16 protein-coding genes are annotated in these 21,463 nt (G+C 50.5%); 8 read left to right on the top strand and 8 right to left on the bottom strand.

The window, feature by feature from the left end; genetic code table 11:
- Positions 1 to 33 precede the first annotated feature (33 nt).
- From ACAN55_RS03950 to ACAN55_RS03940, 3 genes are read left to right on the top strand one after another with little or no spacing between them, the layout of a single operon-like run.
- Entirely contained in the window at positions 34 to 954 is a 921-nt protein-coding gene (locus tag ACAN55_RS03950; protein ID WP_379128378.1) for an ABC transporter permease, read from the top strand.
- 18 nt (positions 955 to 972) lie between these two features.
- Positions 973 to 1,908, top strand: coding sequence for a carbohydrate ABC transporter permease (locus tag ACAN55_RS03945; RefSeq protein ID WP_379128375.1), 936 nt, complete (start codon positions 973 to 975; stop codon positions 1,906 to 1,908).
- 50 nt (positions 1,909 to 1,958) lie between these two features.
- Positions 1,959 to 3,536 (top strand): ABC transporter substrate-binding protein, encoded by a 1,578-nt coding sequence (locus tag ACAN55_RS03940; RefSeq protein ID WP_379128372.1) that lies wholly within the window; start codon positions 1,959 to 1,961, stop codon positions 3,534 to 3,536.
- A gap of 145 nt (positions 3,537 to 3,681) precedes the next feature.
- On the opposite strand, the gene hflX is transcribed toward ACAN55_RS03940, so the two are convergent.
- Positions 3,682 to 4,947 (bottom strand): GTPase HflX, encoded by a 1,266-nt coding sequence (gene hflX, locus ACAN55_RS03935; RefSeq protein WP_379128369.1) that lies wholly within the window; start codon positions 4,945 to 4,947, stop codon positions 3,682 to 3,684.
- An 86-nt stretch (positions 4,948 to 5,033) separates the two neighbouring features.
- On the opposite strand from hflX, the gene ACAN55_RS03930 reads away from it, so the two are divergent.
- The gene (locus ACAN55_RS03930) at positions 5,034 to 5,195 is read left to right on the top strand and encodes a hypothetical protein (RefSeq protein WP_379128365.1); all 162 of its coding nucleotides are present in this window, start codon (positions 5,034 to 5,036) and stop codon (positions 5,193 to 5,195) included.
- Between the two features lie 184 nt (positions 5,196 to 5,379).
- Here the strand turns inward: ACAN55_RS03930 and ACAN55_RS03925 are convergent, their stop codons facing one another.
- The 7 genes from ACAN55_RS03925 to ACAN55_RS03895 form a co-directional block, all read right to left on the bottom strand.
- The gene (locus ACAN55_RS03925) at positions 5,380 to 6,621 is read right to left on the bottom strand and encodes a glycosyltransferase family 2 protein (protein WP_379128362.1); all 1,242 of its coding nucleotides are present in this window, start codon (positions 6,619 to 6,621) and stop codon (positions 5,380 to 5,382) included.
- An 18-nt stretch (positions 6,622 to 6,639) separates the two neighbouring features.
- Complete coding sequence (locus ACAN55_RS03920) at positions 6,640 to 8,190, bottom strand: lipopolysaccharide biosynthesis protein (protein ID WP_379128360.1); 1,551 nt, start codon at positions 8,188 to 8,190, stop codon at positions 6,640 to 6,642.
- A complete protein-coding gene (locus tag ACAN55_RS03915) occupies positions 8,165 to 9,298 on the bottom strand; it encodes a polysaccharide pyruvyl transferase family protein (RefSeq protein ID WP_379128357.1) in 1,134 nt (377 codons plus the stop codon). Before ACAN55_RS03915 ends, ACAN55_RS03920 begins: the two co-directional genes overlap by 26 nt.
- Before the next feature lie 20 nt (positions 9,299 to 9,318).
- Positions 9,319 to 10,353, bottom strand: a complete 1,035-nt coding sequence (locus ACAN55_RS03910; RefSeq protein WP_379128355.1) for a glycosyltransferase family 2 protein — start codon at positions 10,351 to 10,353, stop codon at positions 9,319 to 9,321.
- A gap of 21 nt (positions 10,354 to 10,374) precedes the next feature.
- Positions 10,375 to 11,277 carry a glycosyltransferase family A protein gene (locus ACAN55_RS03905; RefSeq protein WP_379128352.1) on the bottom strand — a complete coding sequence of 301 codons (903 nt, stop codon included), beginning with the start codon at positions 11,275 to 11,277 and terminating at the stop codon, positions 10,375 to 10,377.
- Positions 11,278 to 11,844: 567 nt separating this feature from the next.
- Positions 11,845 to 14,940, bottom strand: coding sequence for a DEAD/DEAH box helicase (locus tag ACAN55_RS03900; protein WP_379128349.1), 3,096 nt, complete (start codon positions 14,938 to 14,940; stop codon positions 11,845 to 11,847).
- On the bottom strand, positions 14,933 to 16,573 hold the full coding sequence (locus ACAN55_RS03895; protein WP_379128347.1) for an SWIM zinc finger family protein: 1,641 nt from the start codon (positions 16,571 to 16,573) through the stop codon (positions 14,933 to 14,935). Before ACAN55_RS03895 ends, ACAN55_RS03900 begins: the two co-directional genes overlap by 8 nt.
- Positions 16,574 to 16,759: 186 nt before the next feature.
- On the opposite strand from ACAN55_RS03895, the gene ACAN55_RS03890 reads away from it, so the two are divergent.
- The 4 genes from ACAN55_RS03890 to ACAN55_RS03875 all read left to right on the top strand — a co-directional run bounded on the left by ACAN55_RS03890 (position 16,760) and on the right by ACAN55_RS03875 (position 21,354).
- Entirely contained in the window at positions 16,760 to 16,975 is a 216-nt protein-coding gene (locus ACAN55_RS03890) for a hypothetical protein (protein ID WP_379128345.1), read from the top strand.
- A gap of 100 nt (positions 16,976 to 17,075) precedes the next feature.
- Positions 17,076 to 17,780 carry a CPBP family intramembrane glutamic endopeptidase gene (locus ACAN55_RS03885; RefSeq protein ID WP_379128343.1) on the top strand — a complete coding sequence of 235 codons (705 nt, stop codon included), beginning with the start codon at positions 17,076 to 17,078 and terminating at the stop codon, positions 17,778 to 17,780.
- A 128-nt stretch (positions 17,781 to 17,908) separates the two neighbouring features.
- Complete coding sequence (locus tag ACAN55_RS03880) at positions 17,909 to 20,233, top strand: helix-turn-helix domain-containing protein (protein ID WP_379128340.1); 2,325 nt, start codon at positions 17,909 to 17,911, stop codon at positions 20,231 to 20,233.
- A gap of 104 nt (positions 20,234 to 20,337) precedes the next feature.
- Positions 20,338 to 21,354, top strand: a complete 1,017-nt coding sequence (locus tag ACAN55_RS03875) for a tripartite tricarboxylate transporter substrate binding protein (protein WP_379128337.1) — start codon at positions 20,338 to 20,340, stop codon at positions 21,352 to 21,354.
- Positions 21,355 to 21,463: the final 109 nt, after the last annotated feature.

Raw genomic sequence — 21,463 nt, 5'->3', positions numbered from 1 at the left:
GACAAAGACAGAGAACAGATGGGGGAGCACACAATGAAGCGACACGGTTTCTGGAATGATGTGGTCAAGTACAGAGTCATCTTGCTGATGCTGGCGCCGGCAGTTCTATTTTATCTCTTGTTCGCCTATATCCCGATGGCGGGGATTATCCTGGCTTTTAAGCATTATGATTACGCGGGCGGCATCTTCGGCAGTCCGTGGAACGGGCTGGATAATATCCGCTTCTTCTTTGAGTCGGGTGATGCCTGGAGGGTGACGAGGAATACCGCGCTATACAATATAGCTTTTATCATCGTGAATAACGGTCTGCAGATCTTCACGGCAATCCTGCTGTTTGAAGTCGGCGGGAAATGGTTCCGCAAAATAACCCAATCGGTATTGTTCCTCCCGTATTTTATCTCTTGGGTGGTTGTAGGGGCGATCGCTTATAATCTCCTGAACTATGACATTGGAACGGTAAATGTAGTGTTGCAAGGCATCGGTCTGGAGCCGATCGATATCTATAATACCCCGGCTTACTGGCCTTATATCTTAGTGCTCGTGTCTGCCTGGAAGATGCTTGGGTATGGAACGGTGATGTACCTCGCTGCCATTACCAGCATTGATACAGAGATGTACGAAGCCGCTGAAATCGACGGAGCCAACGTGTTCCAGCGGATTTGGAAAGTGACGATTCCCAACCTGTATCCGACGATCATTATTCTGGTGCTGCTGGCGGTCGGTAATATTTTCCGCGGGGACTTCGGAATGTTCTATAACATGGTGGGCAATAACGGGGTGCTCTTCTCTTCCACGGATGTCATTGATACCTTTGTGTTCAGGTCGCTGATTACGACTAACGAAATCGGGATGTCAGCTGCCGCAGGATTATATCAATCTATACTCGGGTTTACGACCATCCTGCTGGTGAATTATGCCGTCCGTAAATATGATAAAGACCGCGCGTTATTCTAACTGGGGGTGAAGATGATCATGAGCACAACTGATATAGCTGTAAGCCGTAGTAAAACGACGGCATCTTTCCGGACGAAACAAAGAGATCGGCAGCTTCTTGCCCTTATCGGCTATGTAACCCTGGCTGTTCTGGCGATCCTCTGTCTACTGCCTTTTATTCTAATAATATCTTCCTCCCTGACGAAAGAGAGCACGATTGTACTGGAAGGATTTAAGTTCTTCCCGACGGATTTCTCTACGGAAGCCTACCACATCCTGTTCAAGTATCCTGAGCAAATGATCCAGGCCTACATTGTCACGATAGCCGTAACGGCACTCGGAACAGCTAGTGGTTTGTTTCTGACTTCGATGACTGCCTATTGCCTGTCCCGCAAAGATTTTAAATGGCGCAACCAGTTCTCCTTTTTCTTCTTCTTTACGACATTGTTCAGCGGCGGGCTGGTTCCCTGGTATCTGCTGATCGTGAACTATTTGCATCTGAAGGATACGTTGCTCGTTCTGATTCTTCCGATGGTGTTCAACGTCTTTTATATCATCGTAATGAAATCCTTCATGAGCGGTATTCCGGAAGCGATTACAGAGTCCGCCAAAATAGACGGTGCAGGCGACTTTCTGATCTTCATCCGGCTGATTATCCCGCTCTCCAAACCTGCCTTGGCTACGATAGGATTGTTCCTGGCCCTAGGCTACTGGAATGACTGGTATAACGCACTGCTGTTCATCTCGGATGAGAAGCTGATGCCTCTGCAATATTATCTTTATAAAATGCTCGGCAATATGGATGGTATGCGCAAGGCGATGATGGGCTCCGGTGCAGTGGTCACCAAAGCTCTGCCTACCGAGGGTCTCAAGATGGCAATGACGATTGTGGCCAGCGGCCCGATCCTGATCGCGTATCCGTTCATCCAGAAATACTTCGTTACCGGACTTACGATTGGCGCTGTCAAAGGATGATTCCAGGGGAACCTGGTTTATCAATATAAATAAGAGGGGGAAGATGGATAATGACAAAGAAGAACCACTCGCTCTTGCTCGTCATCTGTTTGGCAATAATCATGACTATAAGCGCGTGCGGAGGCGGCAGCAACAATAATAACAACAAGGAAGCCGCAACGAATGCTCCGTCCGCGGAGGCTACTCAAGCTCCTGCGAATGATACAGAAGGGGCGCTGGATACGTCCAAGGAAGTGAACCTGAAGATGATTTTTGTCGGACCGAAGCCGGTAGACTATGATCAGGTATTCGCAGAGATCAATACAAAGCTTAAAGAGAAAATCAACGCCACCATTGAAGGTGAATTCCTCGACTGGTCCGACTGGGCGCAAAAGTATCCGCTGAAGCTGGCAGCCAATGAAAATTTTGATCTGATCTATTCGGCGAACTGGGCAGGGTACAATGATCAGGCCTTAAAAGGCGGGTTCCTGGAATTAACCGATGATATGATCTCTAAATATATGCCTTTGACGTGGGCAGCCATGCCGAAAGTAAGCTGGGGTCAGGCGAAAGTGGATGGCAAGCTGTATATGATTCCGCAAAATCAGGGCGAGTCTGTAGAAAAGCTTATTTTGTACCGGGAGGACTTGCGCAAGAAATATAATCTTCCTGCCATCGACAGCCCGGAAGCGTATGCCAACTATTTGAAGACCGTTGCTGCGAATGAGAAAGGGGTTGTTCCTTTCACTCCTGAAACCGGTGACTGGAAACTTCACAACCTGGACCGTGTTCTGCTGAAGCAGCAGAGCGATTGGAACATGCTGGATTTCGACCTTCCGCTTGGATTCAAGCTAACGGATGAGCAAGGTAAAATATTTAATGTCTATGAGACTCCGGAATTCAAGGAGCTGCTGCACTACTACAAGGATCTTGCGGATAACAATGCTTGGCCGAAGAACGTGCTGAACAGCAAAAATGACCACCAGCAGGATTTCAAAGAAGGTAAAACCGCATCCATTACGCATAATATAGGAACACTCGGAAGCATTATGGAAGCCATGCGCAGAGAGAATTCGCCGTTTGAGGTGGCACTTGCTGACATTACGCCTAACGCCAAGAAGTCCCAGGCGATTTCCACACAGAACGGAACTTCCATTCATGCGACCTCCAAGAACCCGGAACGTGCCATGATGTTCATCGATTTAATGCAGAACGACAAAGAACTGCATGATCTCATTATGAGCGGTATCGAGGGCGTACATTATGTTGCGGTCGGTGACGATAAATTCAAGTCTACAGACAAGAGCGCGAACTACACCGGATTCTCTAATTGGAGCTTTAACTCGAAGTTGAACCGCACCAATGAAGCCTTCCCGCAGGAAGCGAATGCACTGCTTGCGGATTGGGATGCGAAAGTCTATCATTACACGCTGGAAACCTTTGTATTCGACAACAGCAAAGTGAAGACGGAGGTGGCCAATGTCGGCAACGTTATGCTAAGATACGCCATACCGCTCGAATACGGAGCTATTGATGATGTCGATAAAGGCCTCGAAGAGCTGAACAAGCAGATCAAAGCTGCCGGTCTGGAGAAGATCCAAGCCGAAATGCAAAGCCAGATTGACGCTTTCCTCGCAGCCAATAAATAAGCAGGAAATAGAGAAGAAGCCGGGTCTCCTTAGGGGGACCCGGCTTTTTGCCTGCACTCTTTAACTGACGAAGTTGCTGTCACAGCTTGATGAAATTGCTGTCACAGCTTGATGAAGTCACTGTTACAGCGCAATGAAGTCGCTGCTACAGCGTGATGAAATCGCCGCGGAATCTCTCGAAGTCGGATGTCCGGCACTCCAGCGTCAGCCGTGTTCCGTTCTCTTCATAGCTTGTATCCAGAACATGGGCATGCTCATTAAAGTAGGAGACCACAGCACCGCGGTCGAACGGTACGAGAATTTCGCACTGCATATAGTCGGTAAAGACCCGGCTGCGGATCAGACTGGTGAGTTCCTCGGTTCCGCGCTGTTCTTTGGCAGAGAGATATACCATATCGTCTTCTATTACCGGGTAAGGGTGCTCCGTCAGGTCGGCCTTGTTATAGGCGTAGATCACAGGGATGTGATCGGCACCGAGGGCCTTCAGGGTTTCGTCCGTAACTGCCATATGCTGCTGATGCTCCGGATCGGAGCAGTCGACGACATGAACCAGCAGATCCGCTTCGGTCACCTCCTCCAGCGTAGAGCGGAAGGCCTTGACCAGATGATGCGGAAGCTGGCTGACAAATCCGACGGTATCAGTAAGCAGGAAGGTCTTGTGATCCGGCAGCTCAATGCTGCGGACCGCCGTTTCCAGCGTAGCGAACAGCATATCCTTGGCAAGCACCTGCTTGTGGGAGCCCGGATGATAAGTGTCCACCATCAGGTTCATCAGGCTGGACTTGCCCGTATTGGTGTAACCGACAAGACATACCACAGGCACTTCATTCTTGTGGCGCTGCCTCCGCTGAATCTGGCGCCGCGCCACCTGCTGCTGGAGCTCTATCTGAAGCGCGGTGATCCGCTCTTCAATCCGTCTGCGGTCCAGCTCCAGCTTGGTTTCCCCAGCACCTCTGTTCTTCAGTCCGGACCCGCCGCCTTGACGGCCTAGGGATTCGCGCATGCCGGTCAGCCGGGGAAGCATGTACTGCAGCTGGGCTACTTCCACCTGTAGCTGTGCTTCTCTTGTCTTCGCCCGTTCGGCGAAGATGTTCAGAATCAGAACCGTGCGGTCAATGACCTGGCGGTCCAGCGAGGATTCCAGATTGCGGATCTGGGAAGGGGACAGCTCATCATTGAAGATGACGAGTTCCGCCCCGGTGGCTTCCATATGAGCGGACAGCTCCTGGATCTTGCCGGTTCCGATGTAGTGGGAAGGGTTGATCCGGCTAGCCTTCTGGGATAATTCTCCCGTGACTTTAATATCGCAGGCCGCTGCCAGATTCCGCAGTTCCTCCATCGCATAGGCAAAGTTATTGTCATTCTGGAGCTGCACTCCGACGATAATGGCTTGTTGCTGGGTTCGTTCCATATTATTATCACTCCATTCATAGATTGAACAACAAAAAGCACAGGCGGACTGCCTGTGCTTTCACAGTATGAGAAGAGGACAACAGGATGGAATCTGCGGACGCCGGAGCATCTGCAATTCCCATAACCATCTACAGAAAAATGGATATACCAACGCCAGGTACACCGAAAAAAGATACACGTATCTCTCCGGTCCGGCTGGCGGGTGATATCAAAGCTTCTATGGATTTAATTCCTGTAAGCGGGTAACCGTGTAATTGGTCAGACCCATCCTGAGTCCTCTGCACAGGGCAGAGCTTTAGCGCTATTCAATTAGCCGCGTAAAGTTCTAACTCGGATGTAGTCTATCACACGAAACCCTCCGTTCATTTCAAGGTAAGGTGATTTTATCATACGATCCATTTTGTGGCAAATATTAGTCAGGCTGCTCCCGTTATCTTCTCAGCAGTGTACGGAATAACGGGACGCTTAGAATCTGCTTTTTCATAAATTTCACACGGAAATCCCGTTTGATCCGATCATAAATATTCGGACAATGACTGCGAGTCCAATGGTACATCGCTGCGAAATCTCCGGGGCTTTTGGCGGAATTGACCAGATAATACGAAATGGTGTCATAGGCCGTATGGTTAAACCACTGGTTCATTTCCCGCTTGCTGTACCCGTATTGCTCGATGGCCATATTCCGGATCAGCAGCTTCTCTTCCAGATTCTCGATGAGGAATCCCTGGCTGAGATTAAAGGTAATGTTGTTGCCATGGATCCGGTAGACACCGGCAATCACATCCATAAAGCCGGGATCGCCAATAAGCAGGGAGCGGAGATAAATCGACGCGTCATTGACCATTTTCATATGCAGGATATCCATCTTCAGGAGGACTTTACGTTTGAAGAGGGTGGTTAACGTCGAGGCGGGTTTGGGATAGCCTTTTTTCTCGAAATTCATGAAATACTCCTGCTTCCCGACAATCTCGGGCAGTCCAAGACTTGCGACGGTCAGCTGTCCTGTCTTGGTGTTCTCCAGGAAGACGTTCGCGGCTACAAAGGATAGTCCGGGATGAAGGAGGTGAAACTCGACGGCCCGGCTCAGGTAGCTGCGGTCAATCAGATAGTCGTCATCATCGAGAAAAAGAATATACTCCCCGTCGCCATGAGCGGCAAACGCTGCTCTCCGGTTATTGCCTGGGCCGTTGTTGCGCCCGTTGCGCATGTAGATGACGCGCGGATCATCACCAAAGGTGCTCTGCATATATGCATCCGTACCATCGGTGGAGCAATCATCAATTACGGTGATCTCCTTGTTCGGATAGTCCTGGACGAGAATACTCTGGATGGCCTGATTCAGAAATTCCTTGCGGTTATAGGTGGTGATGATCACACTGACTTTCGGACGTCCGGACAGCGGGCGGAATACAACGACTTTGTTGTCCCCTTCTGAGCTACGGTTCCTGATCTCTACGAGATCCTTCACGAGCCCCAAAAGTTCTTCCTTGCCGATATCGAACTGCTCCGCCAGATAGAAATACAAGACGGCAAGCGAGGCGCGCCCTTCGCTATAGGCGTGTACAACCTCGGTTAAGGTTCCGATGGAACCTGACGAAAGAGAGCCGTAACTCGTTAACCGATGTAGCAGTTCGTCTCTTGCACGCTGCAATTCCTTGCTATAATCCACCATGTTCCATTCCTCCTTATACTATTGGATGGGTTTCGGGCTAGAGGTCACTTGCTCAACAGGTCTGCGCTTCAGCTTGGCCCGGTATCCCTTGAAATGATCCAAAGCATACAGGAATACTTCTCTCTCCATCAGAGAGGCGATGACGTAATACACGGAGAGAATCACAATGCCTAGAATGATCCCCCACAGAATAACTCCGGCATACGTATTTACCGTGAAACCGGCAGTGGTGGTGGCAAGAATAATGAGGACAAAGACAACGACATTGATGAGCCACCTTTTAAAGGTAACCCACGGGCTGCGCTCAAGCAGAACGCTACTGGCGTAGATTACAATATCAATCGAACGATACAGCAGGGCGGCGATGGTCCCCAGAAGCACCCCATAAATGCCGAGGAACAGGACAAAGATGATGGAAGCCACGAGGTTAATAGCCGACTCAATAATGGAGCGCATCTGTGTCTTTTGAAAATGCCCGGCAATGGTAATGACATTATTCGATGAGGTCCGCACATTCGTCAGCAGCTTGATAGCCACGAACAGCACCGGCAGCCAGGGTTCAATATAATTCACATCATTGACTCCCTCGGTATAGAGCCGCATGAAGGGGAGAATCAGAATGTAAGCGACCGTTAGAATCGCGAAGATCAGGCCCATGTAATAGACCTCGAAGGCGTCATATAATTTAAGGAATTTCTGCTTACTCTCATGGAAGCTCTGCCCAAGTGCAGATTTAAGACTTCCGTTCACGGTCTGCACCACATTGTCGACGATGGTGAAGATCATATTGTACATCACGTAGATGCTGACGATTTTTAAATTAGTGAACAGGGTTAAGATCAGCACATCCGTATTTCGGAAGACCAGGTAGGACAGCTCGTGCACCATTACAGAATTCTTTTGACCGATGGCTTCGAAATCCGGCTTGCCGCTCAGATCAATCCACCGGTAATTCCGTTTCATATACACATAGAAGGCGACGATCTGGAGCAGGGTCAGTACGAAGAAGGATGCCTGAACCGCGATGATGTGCACTCCCTGAAGCAATAAGATGATCCGCACCACGTTGTTGAGAATATTGGCAACCGTAACGATGGTGGTCTCAATGTAGCTTTTGCCCTCAGCAATCAGCAGCACCCGGAATTTCCCCTGAAAATAATAGTTGATCGCCCCGCCAAGCCCCGTCAGCAAAATAATGCCCATCACGCTAAGCGCATCAATCTCCGAATGAACCACCAGCGGATAGATTACCGCAATCAGGACTACCGCAATGAAGTAATAGATCCCCGTCTTCTTATAGTAGCTGGAGGTTGCCGCGAGAATCGAGTTGATCCGTCCCTTGTCATCATAGGCAATCGGCTTATACAGCGCCTGCATCGATGCTGCGCCTACACCTGCTTCAAGCAGGGTCAGGTAACTGATGATCTGTACGATTGAAGCGATAAGTCCGTTAGCCTCCGAACCATAGTTGACCATGATCAGCCGGGGTATAAAAAAACCAAGCACAATGGTGATCATCTGGCTGCCCAGTCCAAAGAACAAATTAAGAATACTCCGTTTGGCTCTCATAGGCCCTCCTCCCCGGAAGGGACAGATAGGCATCCAGCTTCTCAAAGTGTCTCTCTGCATTCAGAGCCTGCGCGGATACATCAATACTTCCGTCCTGCATGCTGTGATAGACTTCTTCCGGCTGCAGGTCTTCCAGTTGATTGAAGTCCGTGTAGTTCCCGGTGAAATTGGCGTCCTCCATTACGTGGATCATTTTGCTGCTGTAGGCGATGGGGAAGACGGGTTTATTCATGACCCAGCCTAGAATCATGGCATGGAATCTTGACGCTACTACAAAGCTGGATCCGGCGATAAGGGAGAGTATTTCTTCAATGTTCGTCTTGTAATAGTGGCTTCGTATCTGCGGCACCAGCTCTTCCGGGAGAAGGTTCAGGATATGCATGATCGCTTCCTGATCCCCTTCATGCTCGCAAAAGGACACCAGATGCACGGCATAACCCTGCCGGATGAAATACGCTGAAATATCTTTCATTTTTTCATAATAGAGCAGGTCATAGCCCTCCAGATTTTTGGCTGACGGCCTGATTACGGATAGGACAATGTATTTATCCTGAGCCTGCGACTGCTTCTGAGCCTGGGGTACCTTTAACTGAAAGATGATATCGGGAGCAAGCCGGACATTTCTCAGGTCGCTGAACAGCTCATAGGAGTATTCTTCGCGGAAGCAGACATCGGTATATTCCTTAAACAGTTCCTTGTGTGTCTGGTAGTACTCATCATCCGAATAAGGTCCGAAATTGGCACCGAGCAAATAATACGGCTTGTTTCGGTTGCGAAGCGCCTCCGCTTTCCTGAAATATTCCTTCCAGTACTCTCCCTGCATAAAGATCGAGCCGCCGATATGGACAATTCCGTCAGAACGCCACACCAGGAGCCTCTGCACAAAGTCGTACAGCCGTATTTTTCTGAACAGATAATTAATCCCCCGGACAACCATGGAATCCGAAGCAATGATCCGGAGATTAGGCAGTGCCCGGAAAGTGTCTCTATAGAGGCCTGGCGCCATGATCATAAACCGGGTATCCGGATATCGCTCGCATAAGACTTTAATGAACAAATCATCACCAAGATTGAATTCAGTATAGGCATATACCAGTATGGTTCTCATCGCTTCAGCTCCTTTCCGGCTCAATGCGCTGCTTTTATTCTTCGTTTCCATTGATTCAGGTTTCTTTCCCAGTGGACCAGCCACTCATAGAGCACGGGTGATATTTGATAAGCTTTAATCTGAAAGGCCAGCCTCCTGTCATCGCCCTTGTAATGCTTCATCAGTGCCTTCATATCACCGGTAAGTCCCGGGTAGGCGGACTCGATATCACGGAGTAAATCATGGATGCGGATGCCTTTGGTACAGGCCAGGCAAGTGTTGAGATTGAAGAAGTAATTCTCTGTCATCTCCCGGTTCAGCAGCAAATCAGATATTGGCTTTAGTTCGCTTTCTGGCAGGGCTTTGAAATATTCATTCACACGCTTGAAGGCATCCACGACATCGAATTTTTTGACATTATAGCTGTTCGAGATCGAGCTGCTCCTCTGCAGATAGAAGGATAGAACGTCGGGAATGGTTATGGTCCGGTCCGCCCGGGAGAAGGCTTTGTAGATAAACTCCTGATCCTCGCCGTTGACGCAACGCTCTGTATACTCCAGTCTGTTCTTCACCAGGAAATCTCTTCTGTAGGCAATGCTTCCTGTCCAAACCCTTAGGCTTTTATCGATAAAAATCCGGCGGAGTCCTTCAATTCCCGTCCCGCTGCCTGCCAGAGAGGTGAAGCTTACAATGGTGGACTGGTCTTCTCTGACAAGGTTATAGCCCCAGCACAGGATATCCGGCTCCTGATCCTTTGTGTTCGTATACACCGTATGCACCAGCCCGCTTGCGACATAGTCATCGCCATCGAGAAACATTACATATCTGCCGCTCGCTGCGCTAAGACCTCTATTTCTGGCGGCACTGACGCCGCGATTATCGGTTCGGATGATTCTGCAGTTCAGCGAGGGGTTATTCTCTGCGATGTCTGCTACCTTGTTATAGGTTCCGTCAGAGGATCCGTCATCGACGATAATTACCTCGAAACGGGTATTGTTCTGCTCAAGCAGTGAACCCAGCATCCGGGAGACATAGTGTTCGATATTATATACAGGGATTACTATGCTTAAATACATCCAGGCACCCCTCTCCTGCACTTAAACCGTCTGCCTTGTGAATATTTCCTTCAGGCCCTTCTTGTAGCCATTGATCGCCGGGTAATTCTTTCTTGGCCGTTCCCTGAGAATAAGGTAGACCGTCGTCCAGACGAGAGCGAGATAGCCGACCGGCCCGGATTGCTTGTCTTTGAGCAGGTGCACGTGATTCAGTACTCTGGTATAGGCAACGTCCTCTAAGTTATCTCTGGAGGCAGGGGATTCATGGTGAAGCAGCTTCAGCCGGGGATTGATATACAGCTCACCATGCTTCAGCGCTATTCGGGACAGCATAATATCTTCACCGACGCTGTAGCTCCTTAGCCAGGATAGGGGTTCCAGCTCCTTAATGGCTTCCTTCTTGAAGGACATATTGCAGCCATGCAGAAATTCGGTCTTAAACGTTCGCCTCTCCTTGTGCCAGTTGTACATGGACCCAGCCTGGCCGCTGATGGAGAGCTTCCCGCTGGATAAGGATTGCTGAAAGGACAGGAGGCAGCGGATCGTGCCGAGGAAGCTGTTCTTCATTCCGATGGCTATGCCCCCAACACCTACGCAATCAGGATAATCCTCGTAGGTTTGAATCAGGGTGGAGAAGTAGTGTTCGGGGATTTCGACATCATCATCGAGGAATAAGATCTTGTCCATCGAGGCGAGCTCTACCGCCTGTATCCGTGAGAGCCATAATCCGGGGTTAGTCTTGTTGTAATACACAAAGGCAAAGCCTCTGTCGCCAAGTAAAGCTTCGTACTCTTCTAGCACGCTTTGGGGAAGATGGCCGTCATCTACAATAATAATTTCAACGTCGTAGTCAGGGTGTATGTTCTGATGAACCATCGAGTGAATGCAACGCGTCAGATCGTTCACCCGATTCCTTGTGCAGATCGCTACTGACAGTCCTTGCATAGGCTCCACTCCTTTATTAAAAATAATATCTGCAGATGATTGTCAGCTAATATTAACTTACTATTGAATTCAAAAGGTTGTATATACTACTTTAGTTTACTTGTTTGATATAAATGCAAATATTGGAATTTATATTATCGGGACAGCCCTTGTTATTTTTGGGTAGGATCGACGTAAGCGCCCGGTGTGGACGCTCCGCGAACGGACCGTTGTTCCAATCGCTGTGGTCTCCGGATTTTATTTATTTTGCCTTAGCGGTAAAAATCCGGAGAGGCATATGCTTCCGATGCGAGCTTTCCTCCGGAAAGCTTTCGGGCGACCGCTGCCGCTTTTCCACAATCGGTCCGTCCTCTACGCTGTTTGAGCGGGAAACGTGTCTACAATTTTGAAGGAACGTTGTACGAAGGCGGGAGTGCTTAAGCAAGCCGCCAATGACCAAAAACGCAGAGCAGCGATCCTCAAGTAACAAGAGAATCGCTGCTCTGCTGTCTTTTTACTTTTTTTAAAAAGAGTAAGACTGTCTCGTTCGTAGAAATATCCACTTCTGGAACAGACCTTCCGAACGGATTAATCGGACCATTCCCGCCGCAACGTGAACAGGTCCTTCAGTGCCTCCGTGGACAGCTCGGTAATCCAGCCCTCGGAGCTGGAAATCACATTGTCGCTGAGCTGCTGCTTGCTCTCCAGCATCTCATCAATGCGTTCCTCCAAGGTGCCAAGGGAGATGAACTTATGCACCTGGACGTCACGGGTCTGGCCCATACGGTAGGCCCGGTCTGTGGCCTGATTCTCCACCGCCGGATTCCACCAGCGGTCAAAGTGAAACACATGGTTAGCCGCCGTTAAGTTGAGGCCCACACCCCCGGCTTTCAGCGAGAGGATGAACACATTCGGCTGATCCTTCCGGGCGGGTTCTGCGATGGAAGCCGGATCATTTCCGCGCTGTCCGCCATATTGGAACTCTTCAATCATCCGGTCGCGCGCGGTTTTGGAGGTGCTTCCGTTCAGGTACAGCACGGGCTCCTGCAGCTCCTGCTGCAGAACCGCCTGAAGCAGCTGTCCCATTCCAACATACTGGGTGAAAATCAGACAGCGTTCATCTTCATCCCGCAGCTCTTTCACCATCGCCAGCAGACGTTCCAGCTTGGAGGAGCGGCTGATCAGCGTTTCGCTCTCGAATGTGTCTGCAGCATAACCTGAAGTTCCGGGTATAGGTTCTTTGTTCAGCAGCATCGGATGATCGCACAGCTGCTTGAGCTGGGTAAGCGCGGCGAGGATGGCGCCTTTGCGTTCGATCCCTTCGAGCTTCTTCATGCGTTCCATCAGACTATTCACCGTTTGGTCGTAGAGGACACCTTGTTCAGCCGTCAAATGAACATAAGATTTCATTTCATTCTTGTCCGGCAAATCGAGCTGGATGGCAGGGTCTTTTTTCTTGCGGCGAAGCATGAACGGCTTGACCAGCTTCTGCAGGTCGGCGGTGCGCCGTTCGTCCCGCTCTTTCTCGATGGCATTTGCGAACCGGTCCTGGAAGGCCTTCGCGCTGCCCAAGTATCCCGGCGTGATAAAGTCGTAGATGGACCACAGCTCGGACAACCTGTTCTCGATCGGCGTTCCGGTAAGCGCAATGCGGTGCCGTGCCGGAAAGCTCCGTACCGCAGCCGATTGTTTGGTCTGGGCGTTCTTGATGTTCTGCGCTTCGTCCAGGCACACGCTTGCCCAGGTATATTCTTTAAGCAGCTCCTGGTCCAGTGCTGCAGTAGCATATGAGGTCAATACTACATCCGCCCCGCTGGCAGCTCCGTGGAAGAATCCGCCGTCCAGCCGTCGGCTTCCGTAATGAAGCATGACCTCCAGAGAAGGCGCGAACCGCTGCAGCTCTTTCTGCCAGTTCCCGAGAACAGAAGTAGGGCAAATAATCAGGGCAGGCCAGGATTGGCCCGCTGGATCAACATTCTCCTTCAGATGCAGGAGATAAGCGATCAGCTGTACGGTTTTGCCGAGGCCCATATCGTCGGCGAGGCAAGCACCAAGGCCGAAGCGGCGCAGAAAGGCCAGCCAGGCGAAGCCCTGCTGCTGGTAGGTGCGCAGCTCAGCATGGAGTCCAGCCGGAACGGGCAGTTCCGGCCACTCCTTCTGCTGGCCGAGCTGGGCGATGAGCTGAATCAGATGGCTGTTCAGCTCAACTTCCAGCCGAAGCCGGTTCGTATCCTCAGGCGGTGCTTCCGCTGCTGCGTTCCCAGCCTCTTCGCCGCGTTCAAGCAGATGCAGCTGCAATACATCCTGAAAGGACAGGCCCTGGCTCTTGTCCATGCCGTCCATCGCTCTGCGGATCTGCATCAGGAGCGCAGGATCCAGTGCAATCCACTGGCCCCGGAAGCGGACCAGCCGCTCGCCCCGTGCCACCAGCGAGTTGAACTCGTCTTCGCTGAGCTCCGTGTCGCCAATCGCAACCCGCCAGTCGAAATCGATAATCGAATCCAGGCCGAACAGTGACTGATTGCCCCGGCTTCCCGCTTCCGGATTAACCTTGGCCCGGAGCCTAGGTCTGCGTTTGCTGGCCGCTTCCCACCAGGCGGGCAGTAATACCTGCCAGCCTGCTTCCAGCAGGCGATGGCTGTCTGAGGACAAGAACTGCCAGGCTGCCCCGCTGTCCAGTGGAGCGGCCAATATATCCGTGCCGCCGGCGAAACGCTCCTTCGAGAGGCTGATCTTAAGCCGCTGCAGCCAGCCGGCAGAGCGTTCATGCACATGGGGCGTCCATTCAGAAGGCCATAAGCCGGATACGTTGCCGTCTTCATCCAGCGAGACCGATATTAGCGAAGCTTCGTCCAGCTTGTCCTGAAGGACAAGCTTCAGCCGCCAATTCTCTTCCGCTTCATCTGGCTCCAAGAGCTGCAGGGCGGGCCGGAAGGGAGCGGTATCTGCTCTCCAGCCGATGGACATCAGCCACTCGGCAGAGCTCATGCCACCACCGTCCTGGGTCTGCCCTCCGAACAACCGAGGGAACTCCCGGCGTAGATCAGCCGATTGAATGTCGGTTCCATAATAAATGCGGGAGACAGCCGCAGAGAAGGCTGCCCGCAGCCCGTGTAGAAAGCTGTTATCCGGGGCATCCTCACGGAGTGCCGAAAGTTCACTTGAACTTAGTGTTTCTACAACGTTCGGCTCGCTGCCATTCAGTATCCCGGTCGCTGCCCGCCCGTCCCCGCTCATGGCTTCCATCGCTGCTACTATAGTTGCACTCCGTGCCTCCATCTTCGCCAAAGCCTTATCATCCCAAATCCACTGAAGCTTACCTTGTCGGTAGGCCGAATAGCTTGGAATATAGCTTTGCTGCTCTAGACAGCCTGCAAGGGCAGGAGCTACCGAGATCAGCTTGGCCGCTTCGCCTTCCCAGATCCAGTCGATATGGGCCAGCACATTCTGCCGGGCGAAGAAGGGAATGACCTGCTCAGCGGGAAGCACGACGAGTTCAGTCTCTTTAATTTTTTCCACCGTTAATTGTGTGCCGTAGAAAGAGGTCTCGTCCCAAGCAAACAAACGGTGCTTAAGATACATCCCGGATACCACGCTACTTGACTCCGTCGAACCAAATATAAGAGCGTCGCCATATTCGCTTAAGGCGGCATGAACGTGAATCGTCTCTACATGTCTATTCATCCGTCAGTTTTCCCTTCCGCAGCTCTTCCTGCAACGCACGAAGGCGGCTGTGGCGAACCATAAATTGTTGAAAAAAGGCTTCCCAGCGCGCCTCCTGCTTCATCTTCGCGTACAATTTCTTAAGACGTTTCAGCAGTTTGACCGCCGCCTTGTAGCTGCTCCGGTTCTTCTCCGCCACAAACCGTTCAACGGCCTGATGGTAGAAGGGCAGGAGCGTTTCCGGTGCGTTTTTCTCCAAAGGCTGAAGCTCGCTGACACGAAAGTGGGCAGGCACCTTTCCAGAGGATAGTTGATAATCCATCCATTCCTGCCATTTCCCGCGCGCGAGCAACTTCTCCTGATAAATTTCACGTGATAAGGGAAGCATCTCAAGCAGTGTATTCCACATTTGCGGTTCGGCATCAGGGCACTCTTGAATGGCTTTCTCCCAATAGAGCGAATAACTCTCCAGCTTATAAGAGCGGCGGCGGGTAAGCAGAGGGCCGGTCAGTACGAGCCAGGACGTAAGACGCCGCCAGTCCTTCGCTTCGTTTAAAGTTTCAAGATAACTGGTCAGCTCTTCCGGACGGAAGTCAGAACGTTCGGCACAATCTTTCAGTAGATCTATGGCCGCCTCATCTTCACCCAGAGTGAAATGCATCCGGCTCTGTGCCAGCAGCCAGGCGCTGCGGGAGAGTGCGGTGCCGAGTTGTACCTCGGCGATCCGCAGCTGTTCCAGTTCTTCAATATAGGGCGAACGGCCTGTGCTGTTTGGAATAATCCAGTGTCTAAAGAGTAGATCATAACAGACAGAGAAGCAGGCCACTTCGCGGGCTTCGGTCAGCATTTCATTCCGCAGGTACGTTGTGGTTTCGCTCAGACGGCTCCACTGCTCCGGTTCACGGTCCAAAGGAAGGGGGTGAGTGAAGCCTTGCGCCACTGTCTGCAGCAATTCCGACACGGCAAGATGCGTGTAATAACCGAGCGAAGAGAACCCAAAGGTATTCTTCTGGTTCCGTGAAGGGTGAAGCAGCATTTCCAGGACATAGAGCTGCGAATGCAATCGGAAGATCTGCTCTGCTGCCGGAGAGAGTGGCGGTTTGGTCTTGAAGATAAGGGCCAGGGCGTTGTCCACGTATTGCGGATTACGGGTCTGCTGGGACAGTGGGGCCAGACAGCGCCCGAACCATTCATGCCACTCCGCTATATTCATTGAAGGAATCCGGGTTGCTTCTTCCTTCAATGAAGCTAAGGCCTGGGACTTCTGAACACTCGCAGGTGAGTCTGCAAGGGTCTGAGGTTTCCCCGAAGTCAGAGATAGAGCTGCTGATTTGGCGTTAACCAGCATAGGCAGGGACCGCCGCTGCCATTCGGCGAAATGTAGCAGAACAGCGGCCATATGCTTACAGTGGCCCTGAACCGGACAGCTGCAATAGCTGAGGGAGAATGCATCCAGATTGAGCTGGACCGAGTACTTCTCCCGGCCTTCCACAACAGCCTCCATGATTGGGGGTGCAGACATGGAGAACTGGAGGACACGGCCCTGCTTATAATATTGAAACCCTCGCTTGAGGGTCAGGTCATCGAAATAATAGGCTGCATCCTGGAGCAAAGCGCTCCACTGGGCATCATCCAGAGTATAAAGTGATTTCATGGTCATTCTCTCCCGGGGTCTCTATTGTACTTATTTATTATACCACTTCTCCCAATACCTCCGAAGAAACATCAGCCGTTTCCTGCTTAAGAAATATCTGATTGGGCAGGCGGCACCATAGACGGAACTTATGTAGACTATCCTACACCGGGAACCCCGATTCCATCGGCGGAGACGGCACTTCAAGTGAATGATACCTGCACCAGTCTTACGGGAGGCAGAGTGCTGACACAGGGTACAGGCTCAGGAATATCCGGTGCTTATCAGAACATATCGGTCAACTTGCTGGCGGAGCTGGTTAACTACAATCTGCGAGGCACAGAACCGGTCACACTCCTGGTCAGCTCGCTTGTAGGTTGTGATAATCTGGCCGTCACTCTTCGTATGTCTGAGGATTGGTAGACGTTATGAAAACATTGCAGATATATTAAAAGTCCTAGTGTTGCCGGGAACCCGCAGGATATGATCGATGGGACTCTTCTTCATTAATGGGGGATACATGATGCCAGTTCTTCATCTGCTTGTCTTATATCTACTTTTAGTCACTCCTGTATGGGGTTATTATTCATATGCGAAATATAAGAGAGAATACCGGATCCATCCCGGAATAAAAATAACTTATTACAAAAAGACAGTAGTTGAGCTTTGGGCTCTTGCTGCTGTGTTTACGGGCTGCGTCTACTGGAAAGGAATCCCCTGGCCGACACTTGGTTTAGCCGAAGCGCAGTGGGGGCGAATTTCAGTTATGCTGCTGTTTGGACTGGGAACATTCACTGCTGCGCCGCTGATCATGATGAAAGGGATTCCCGGATACCGGGAGACGATGCATAAGCAGCTTAAGGAGCTGGATGAATTTTTGCCGTCCGGGCAGCCGGAGAAACGTTTCTGGATATGGGTCTCGCTTACGGCCGGAATCTGTGAAGAGTGGTTATTCCGTTCCATGATGTTCTACTATATTCCATTAGTGATTCCTGGAGTTTCCTTCCTTTGGGTTATGCTCCTCAGCAGTCTGCTGTTCGGGCTGGGGCATTACTATCAAGGGGGTAAAGGGGTGATGTCCGCTATGATCATGGGGCTGATGTTCGGCGGATTATATTACTATAGCGGGGCGGTTTGGCTGTGCATGCTGTTTCATTTTCTTATTGATGTTAGGATTATCCTTATGCTCCCTAAAGGTATATCACAAGAGCCGGTGTTGGAGAAGTAACATATGAGGCTAGCAACTCTGAAGCCTCAGGTTAAGACACCCTGCAAGGGGTGTCTTTTAGCCATGGGAAATAGGTATAATATGAGGACAGGGAAGTATTTAGAAGGTGGAAGGATGAAGTTGCTCCAATGCTGCGATATAAATTGAAGTACATGATTACCAATAAACAGACCCGGCTGGTTCTAACGCTTACGGTCAGTATATCCTTATTGATTACCTTGATTGGTCTATTCTCCTACCGGCAATACCGGGAAGCGCTTGATACGGAGCTGAACACCCCTAACGTAGAACTGCTGCAGATCAACCAGGATGTCACCAACCGGGCGATCCGGGAATCGGATAACAAAGCGGTAGATTTATCTTTCCACCCGGCGGTCATCAAATATATAGCAGCGGAGACTTCTGCAAATGCGTCTATCGCCGATGAACCGCTGTCTTATTTAAGAACGCTTGCAACGGAACCGGATACCCATTCCATCAGCGTGATCAAATTCAGCGACCATTCTGTTCTCTCTAGTGAGTATGGCTATAAGGCGAAGTGGGAAGATGCTCCGGATTATGCCTGGAGCACCTGGATTGATGAGATTAAGGAGAAGCCGCTCCTGATCAAACGGAGAATGTACAGCGGAGAGAATCCGCAGCTGGAGGGCACAGAGCTATTGTCCCTGGCCCGTCCGATCGTACAGGAAGGGGTAATTACAGGAGCTGTACTGATCAATATGGATTACGACTGGCTGTTCTCTCAGATGTATACCCATCTATCAAACTACCAGTTCGTCTATAACCTGGACGGAGAATTGATTTTCCCAAAATTGAACCTGCCCTTCTCGCTAACGGAAATGAACGATGTGTTGTCTTTGATCGATGTCAGTCCCTTCGCCCACGTCAGTATTAACGGCCAGGATTATATGGCTAACCAGACCTTCTCGAATGTCACCGGCTGGAGGCTTGTCTCTCTGGTGCCGATGGAACAGTTGCTGAAGAATGTGACAATTGCCCGCAATATGATGTTGTTATTGTCTCTCATTTCTATCATTGTGGGCTGGTCAGCCATTTATTATTATAATTTCGCCGCATTCCGGCCTTTGAAAAGAATCAACAAGCTGCTAAGTCCCGACCAAGGCGCAGCTCACCATGGCAATCTCCACGATCTGGAGCCGGTCATCGGCAAGCTTGTCGGGGATTTCCAGAGCAAGTCTCTGGTCGCAGAATGGAGTCTGCCGGAGCTGCGCTCTAAATTTGTACAAGATCTGATTACAAGAAGCATCGGGACACAAGAGACGCATACGAAATGGACACATTATTTCCGAGGCTGGGAGGATGGACCGTTTGAGATGATGATCATCTCGATTGACCGTCACTGGAAATGGGCCTCCGGCTATATGGATGAAGATCAGATGCTGCTCAAGTACGCGATGAATAATATTATCACTGAATATTTCGAGCCTTCCTGGCGGACAGTCACGCTGGCTTCACGGAAGGATAGTATCGTAGTCCTGCTGCAAGAGAAAGCGAAGGTCGATAGTACACTGCGTGAAGATGCCGGTAAGCTGATTGGAATGCTGTTGGATCTGCTCAAAATCTCTGTGTCCATCGGTATAGGCTCTGAGGCATCAGGGATATTGAATGTTATGCGTTCTTACAACGAAGCGGAGACGGCTCTTTCTTACCGGCTGTATGAGGGATACGGGCTCGTCCGGGAGTATTCGGACATGGAGGCGATTCATGAGGAAGGAACGCAGGCTGGTGATGATTCCCGGATTACAGAGGTGCTTCAGGCGCTCAAATCGTCGGACGGTGAAACATCTGTACAGTGGATACGCAGATGGGGTGCGGAAATCCGCAAGAAAAACATTCAGCCGCAAAAAGTATTCCGCATGGCGGATGACCTGCTGCAGGAGGTTTTGAATATTGCTATTCAAGGGGGGCATCCGCTCCCTGTGGAATTAGCTGATTATACATGGCACCAGGTGACAACGATGGATTTACCCGAAATTGAGGACATGCTCTGTCATGTGGTTATGCATATGTCAGGAGCGCTTGGACAACACCGTCAATCGAAAGAGTATCAGCTTGTTCAAGCGATGATTGGATATATGCACAATAATCTTCAGATGAATATCGGACTTCAGGATATCGCTTCCCACGTCAATATGGGCGTATCCTCTGTCAGTATGATCTTTAAGGAAGAGACCGGAACGACCGTCTATGATTACTTGACCACCCTTAGAATTGAGAAAGCTACCGAACTCTTGAAGGACAGCAATATGAAGATTGCCGATATTGCTCTCTCCGTCGGATACAATAACGAGAACAGCTTTATCCGGGTATTCCGAAAGTACAAATCCACTACTCCGGGGAAATTCCGCGAGAACAGCAAATATTCCAATGAGTATGCAGATCAGCCAAAACCGCGCCATTCCGGCGTTTCTGAAGACTCGGAAGAAGATTGAACGATTGTAGACCCCCTTCCAAATGCGATACACTCCGATTGAGAAAAGATTCACAACCCAATCGGGTATCACACTTGGAGGTGAGTGCGAAGGAGGGAGAGAGCATGAAACGGATACCAAGGCTCAGGGTTCGATGGGTATGGATCATCGCCGCTTTAGCCGTACTATTAATAATAGGAATAGGCTACCGATACTCTAGCCCCTTAAACTCAGGTAACGGAGATATCGACTTCCCCCGGAAGCCAATCACGCTGATTGTCCCTTATGCAGCCGGAGGCGGAACAGATATTACAGCACGGGCACTTGCAAAAGCTACTGAGAAGGTTCTTGGCCAACCAGTTGTAGTTGTAAACCGTACAGGCGGAGGCGGATCCGTTGGGCTGATGGAAGGCGCGAACGCCAAAGGAGACGGATACACGGTAACGTTTCTTCCGGCGGAATTGACCACTTTGCCTCATTTGGGGCTGCTGCCGATTACCTATGAAGCATTCAAGCCGATTGCCCAGACTAATTTTGATCCTTCCGCCATTACTGTAAGAGCCGAATCGCCATTTAAGACCGTCAATGAGTTTCTGGATTATGCCAAGAGTCATCCCGGTGAAATTAAAATGGGTAACGCGGGCACGGGAAGCATCTGGCATTTGGCCGCTGTAACACTGGAGCAGGGAACGGGTGTGAAGTTTGCACATATCCCCTTTGAAGGCGCAGGACCTGCTGTCTCTGCATTAATGAGCGGATTCGTCGACGCGGTACCTGTCAGTCCCGCCGAGGTGAAGAAATATGTGGATGAAGGGAAGCTTCGTACACTGGCGATTAACGCCGACAAGCGTTCAGAAGCGTTGCCCGGCGTTCCAACACTGGAGGAGCAGACTGGAATTAATGTAGGCTTCACGAGTACATGGAGAGGACTTGCCGTACCGAAGGATACTCCGAATGAAATTGCTGAGCTGTTGACCAGTGCTTTTATTAAGGGAACAGAAGATGAAGAATTCAGAGCTGCGATGAAGATGAACGGCCTTGGCCTGCTGGTAAAGGATGGCAAGGGATTTAGCCGTCAGCTTAAGGAAAGCCATGATCTGTTCGCCAAAATGATTCCGGAACTCGGACTCAGCCGTAAGTGAAATGAAAGCGTAATTATGTAAGCGTTTCTCAGGAGAATAGGACTCTCTGTAAGGGGGTCTTCTCTCCTGGGGTGGATTCAGTGTGTCTATTTAAGGAAAAATAATGCTT

Source organism: Paenibacillus oryziterrae (assembly GCF_042610485.1).
GTDB lineage: Bacteria > Bacillota > Bacilli > Paenibacillales > Paenibacillaceae > Paenibacillus_AQ.
This window is presented reverse-complemented; position numbering and strand designations above follow the sequence as displayed.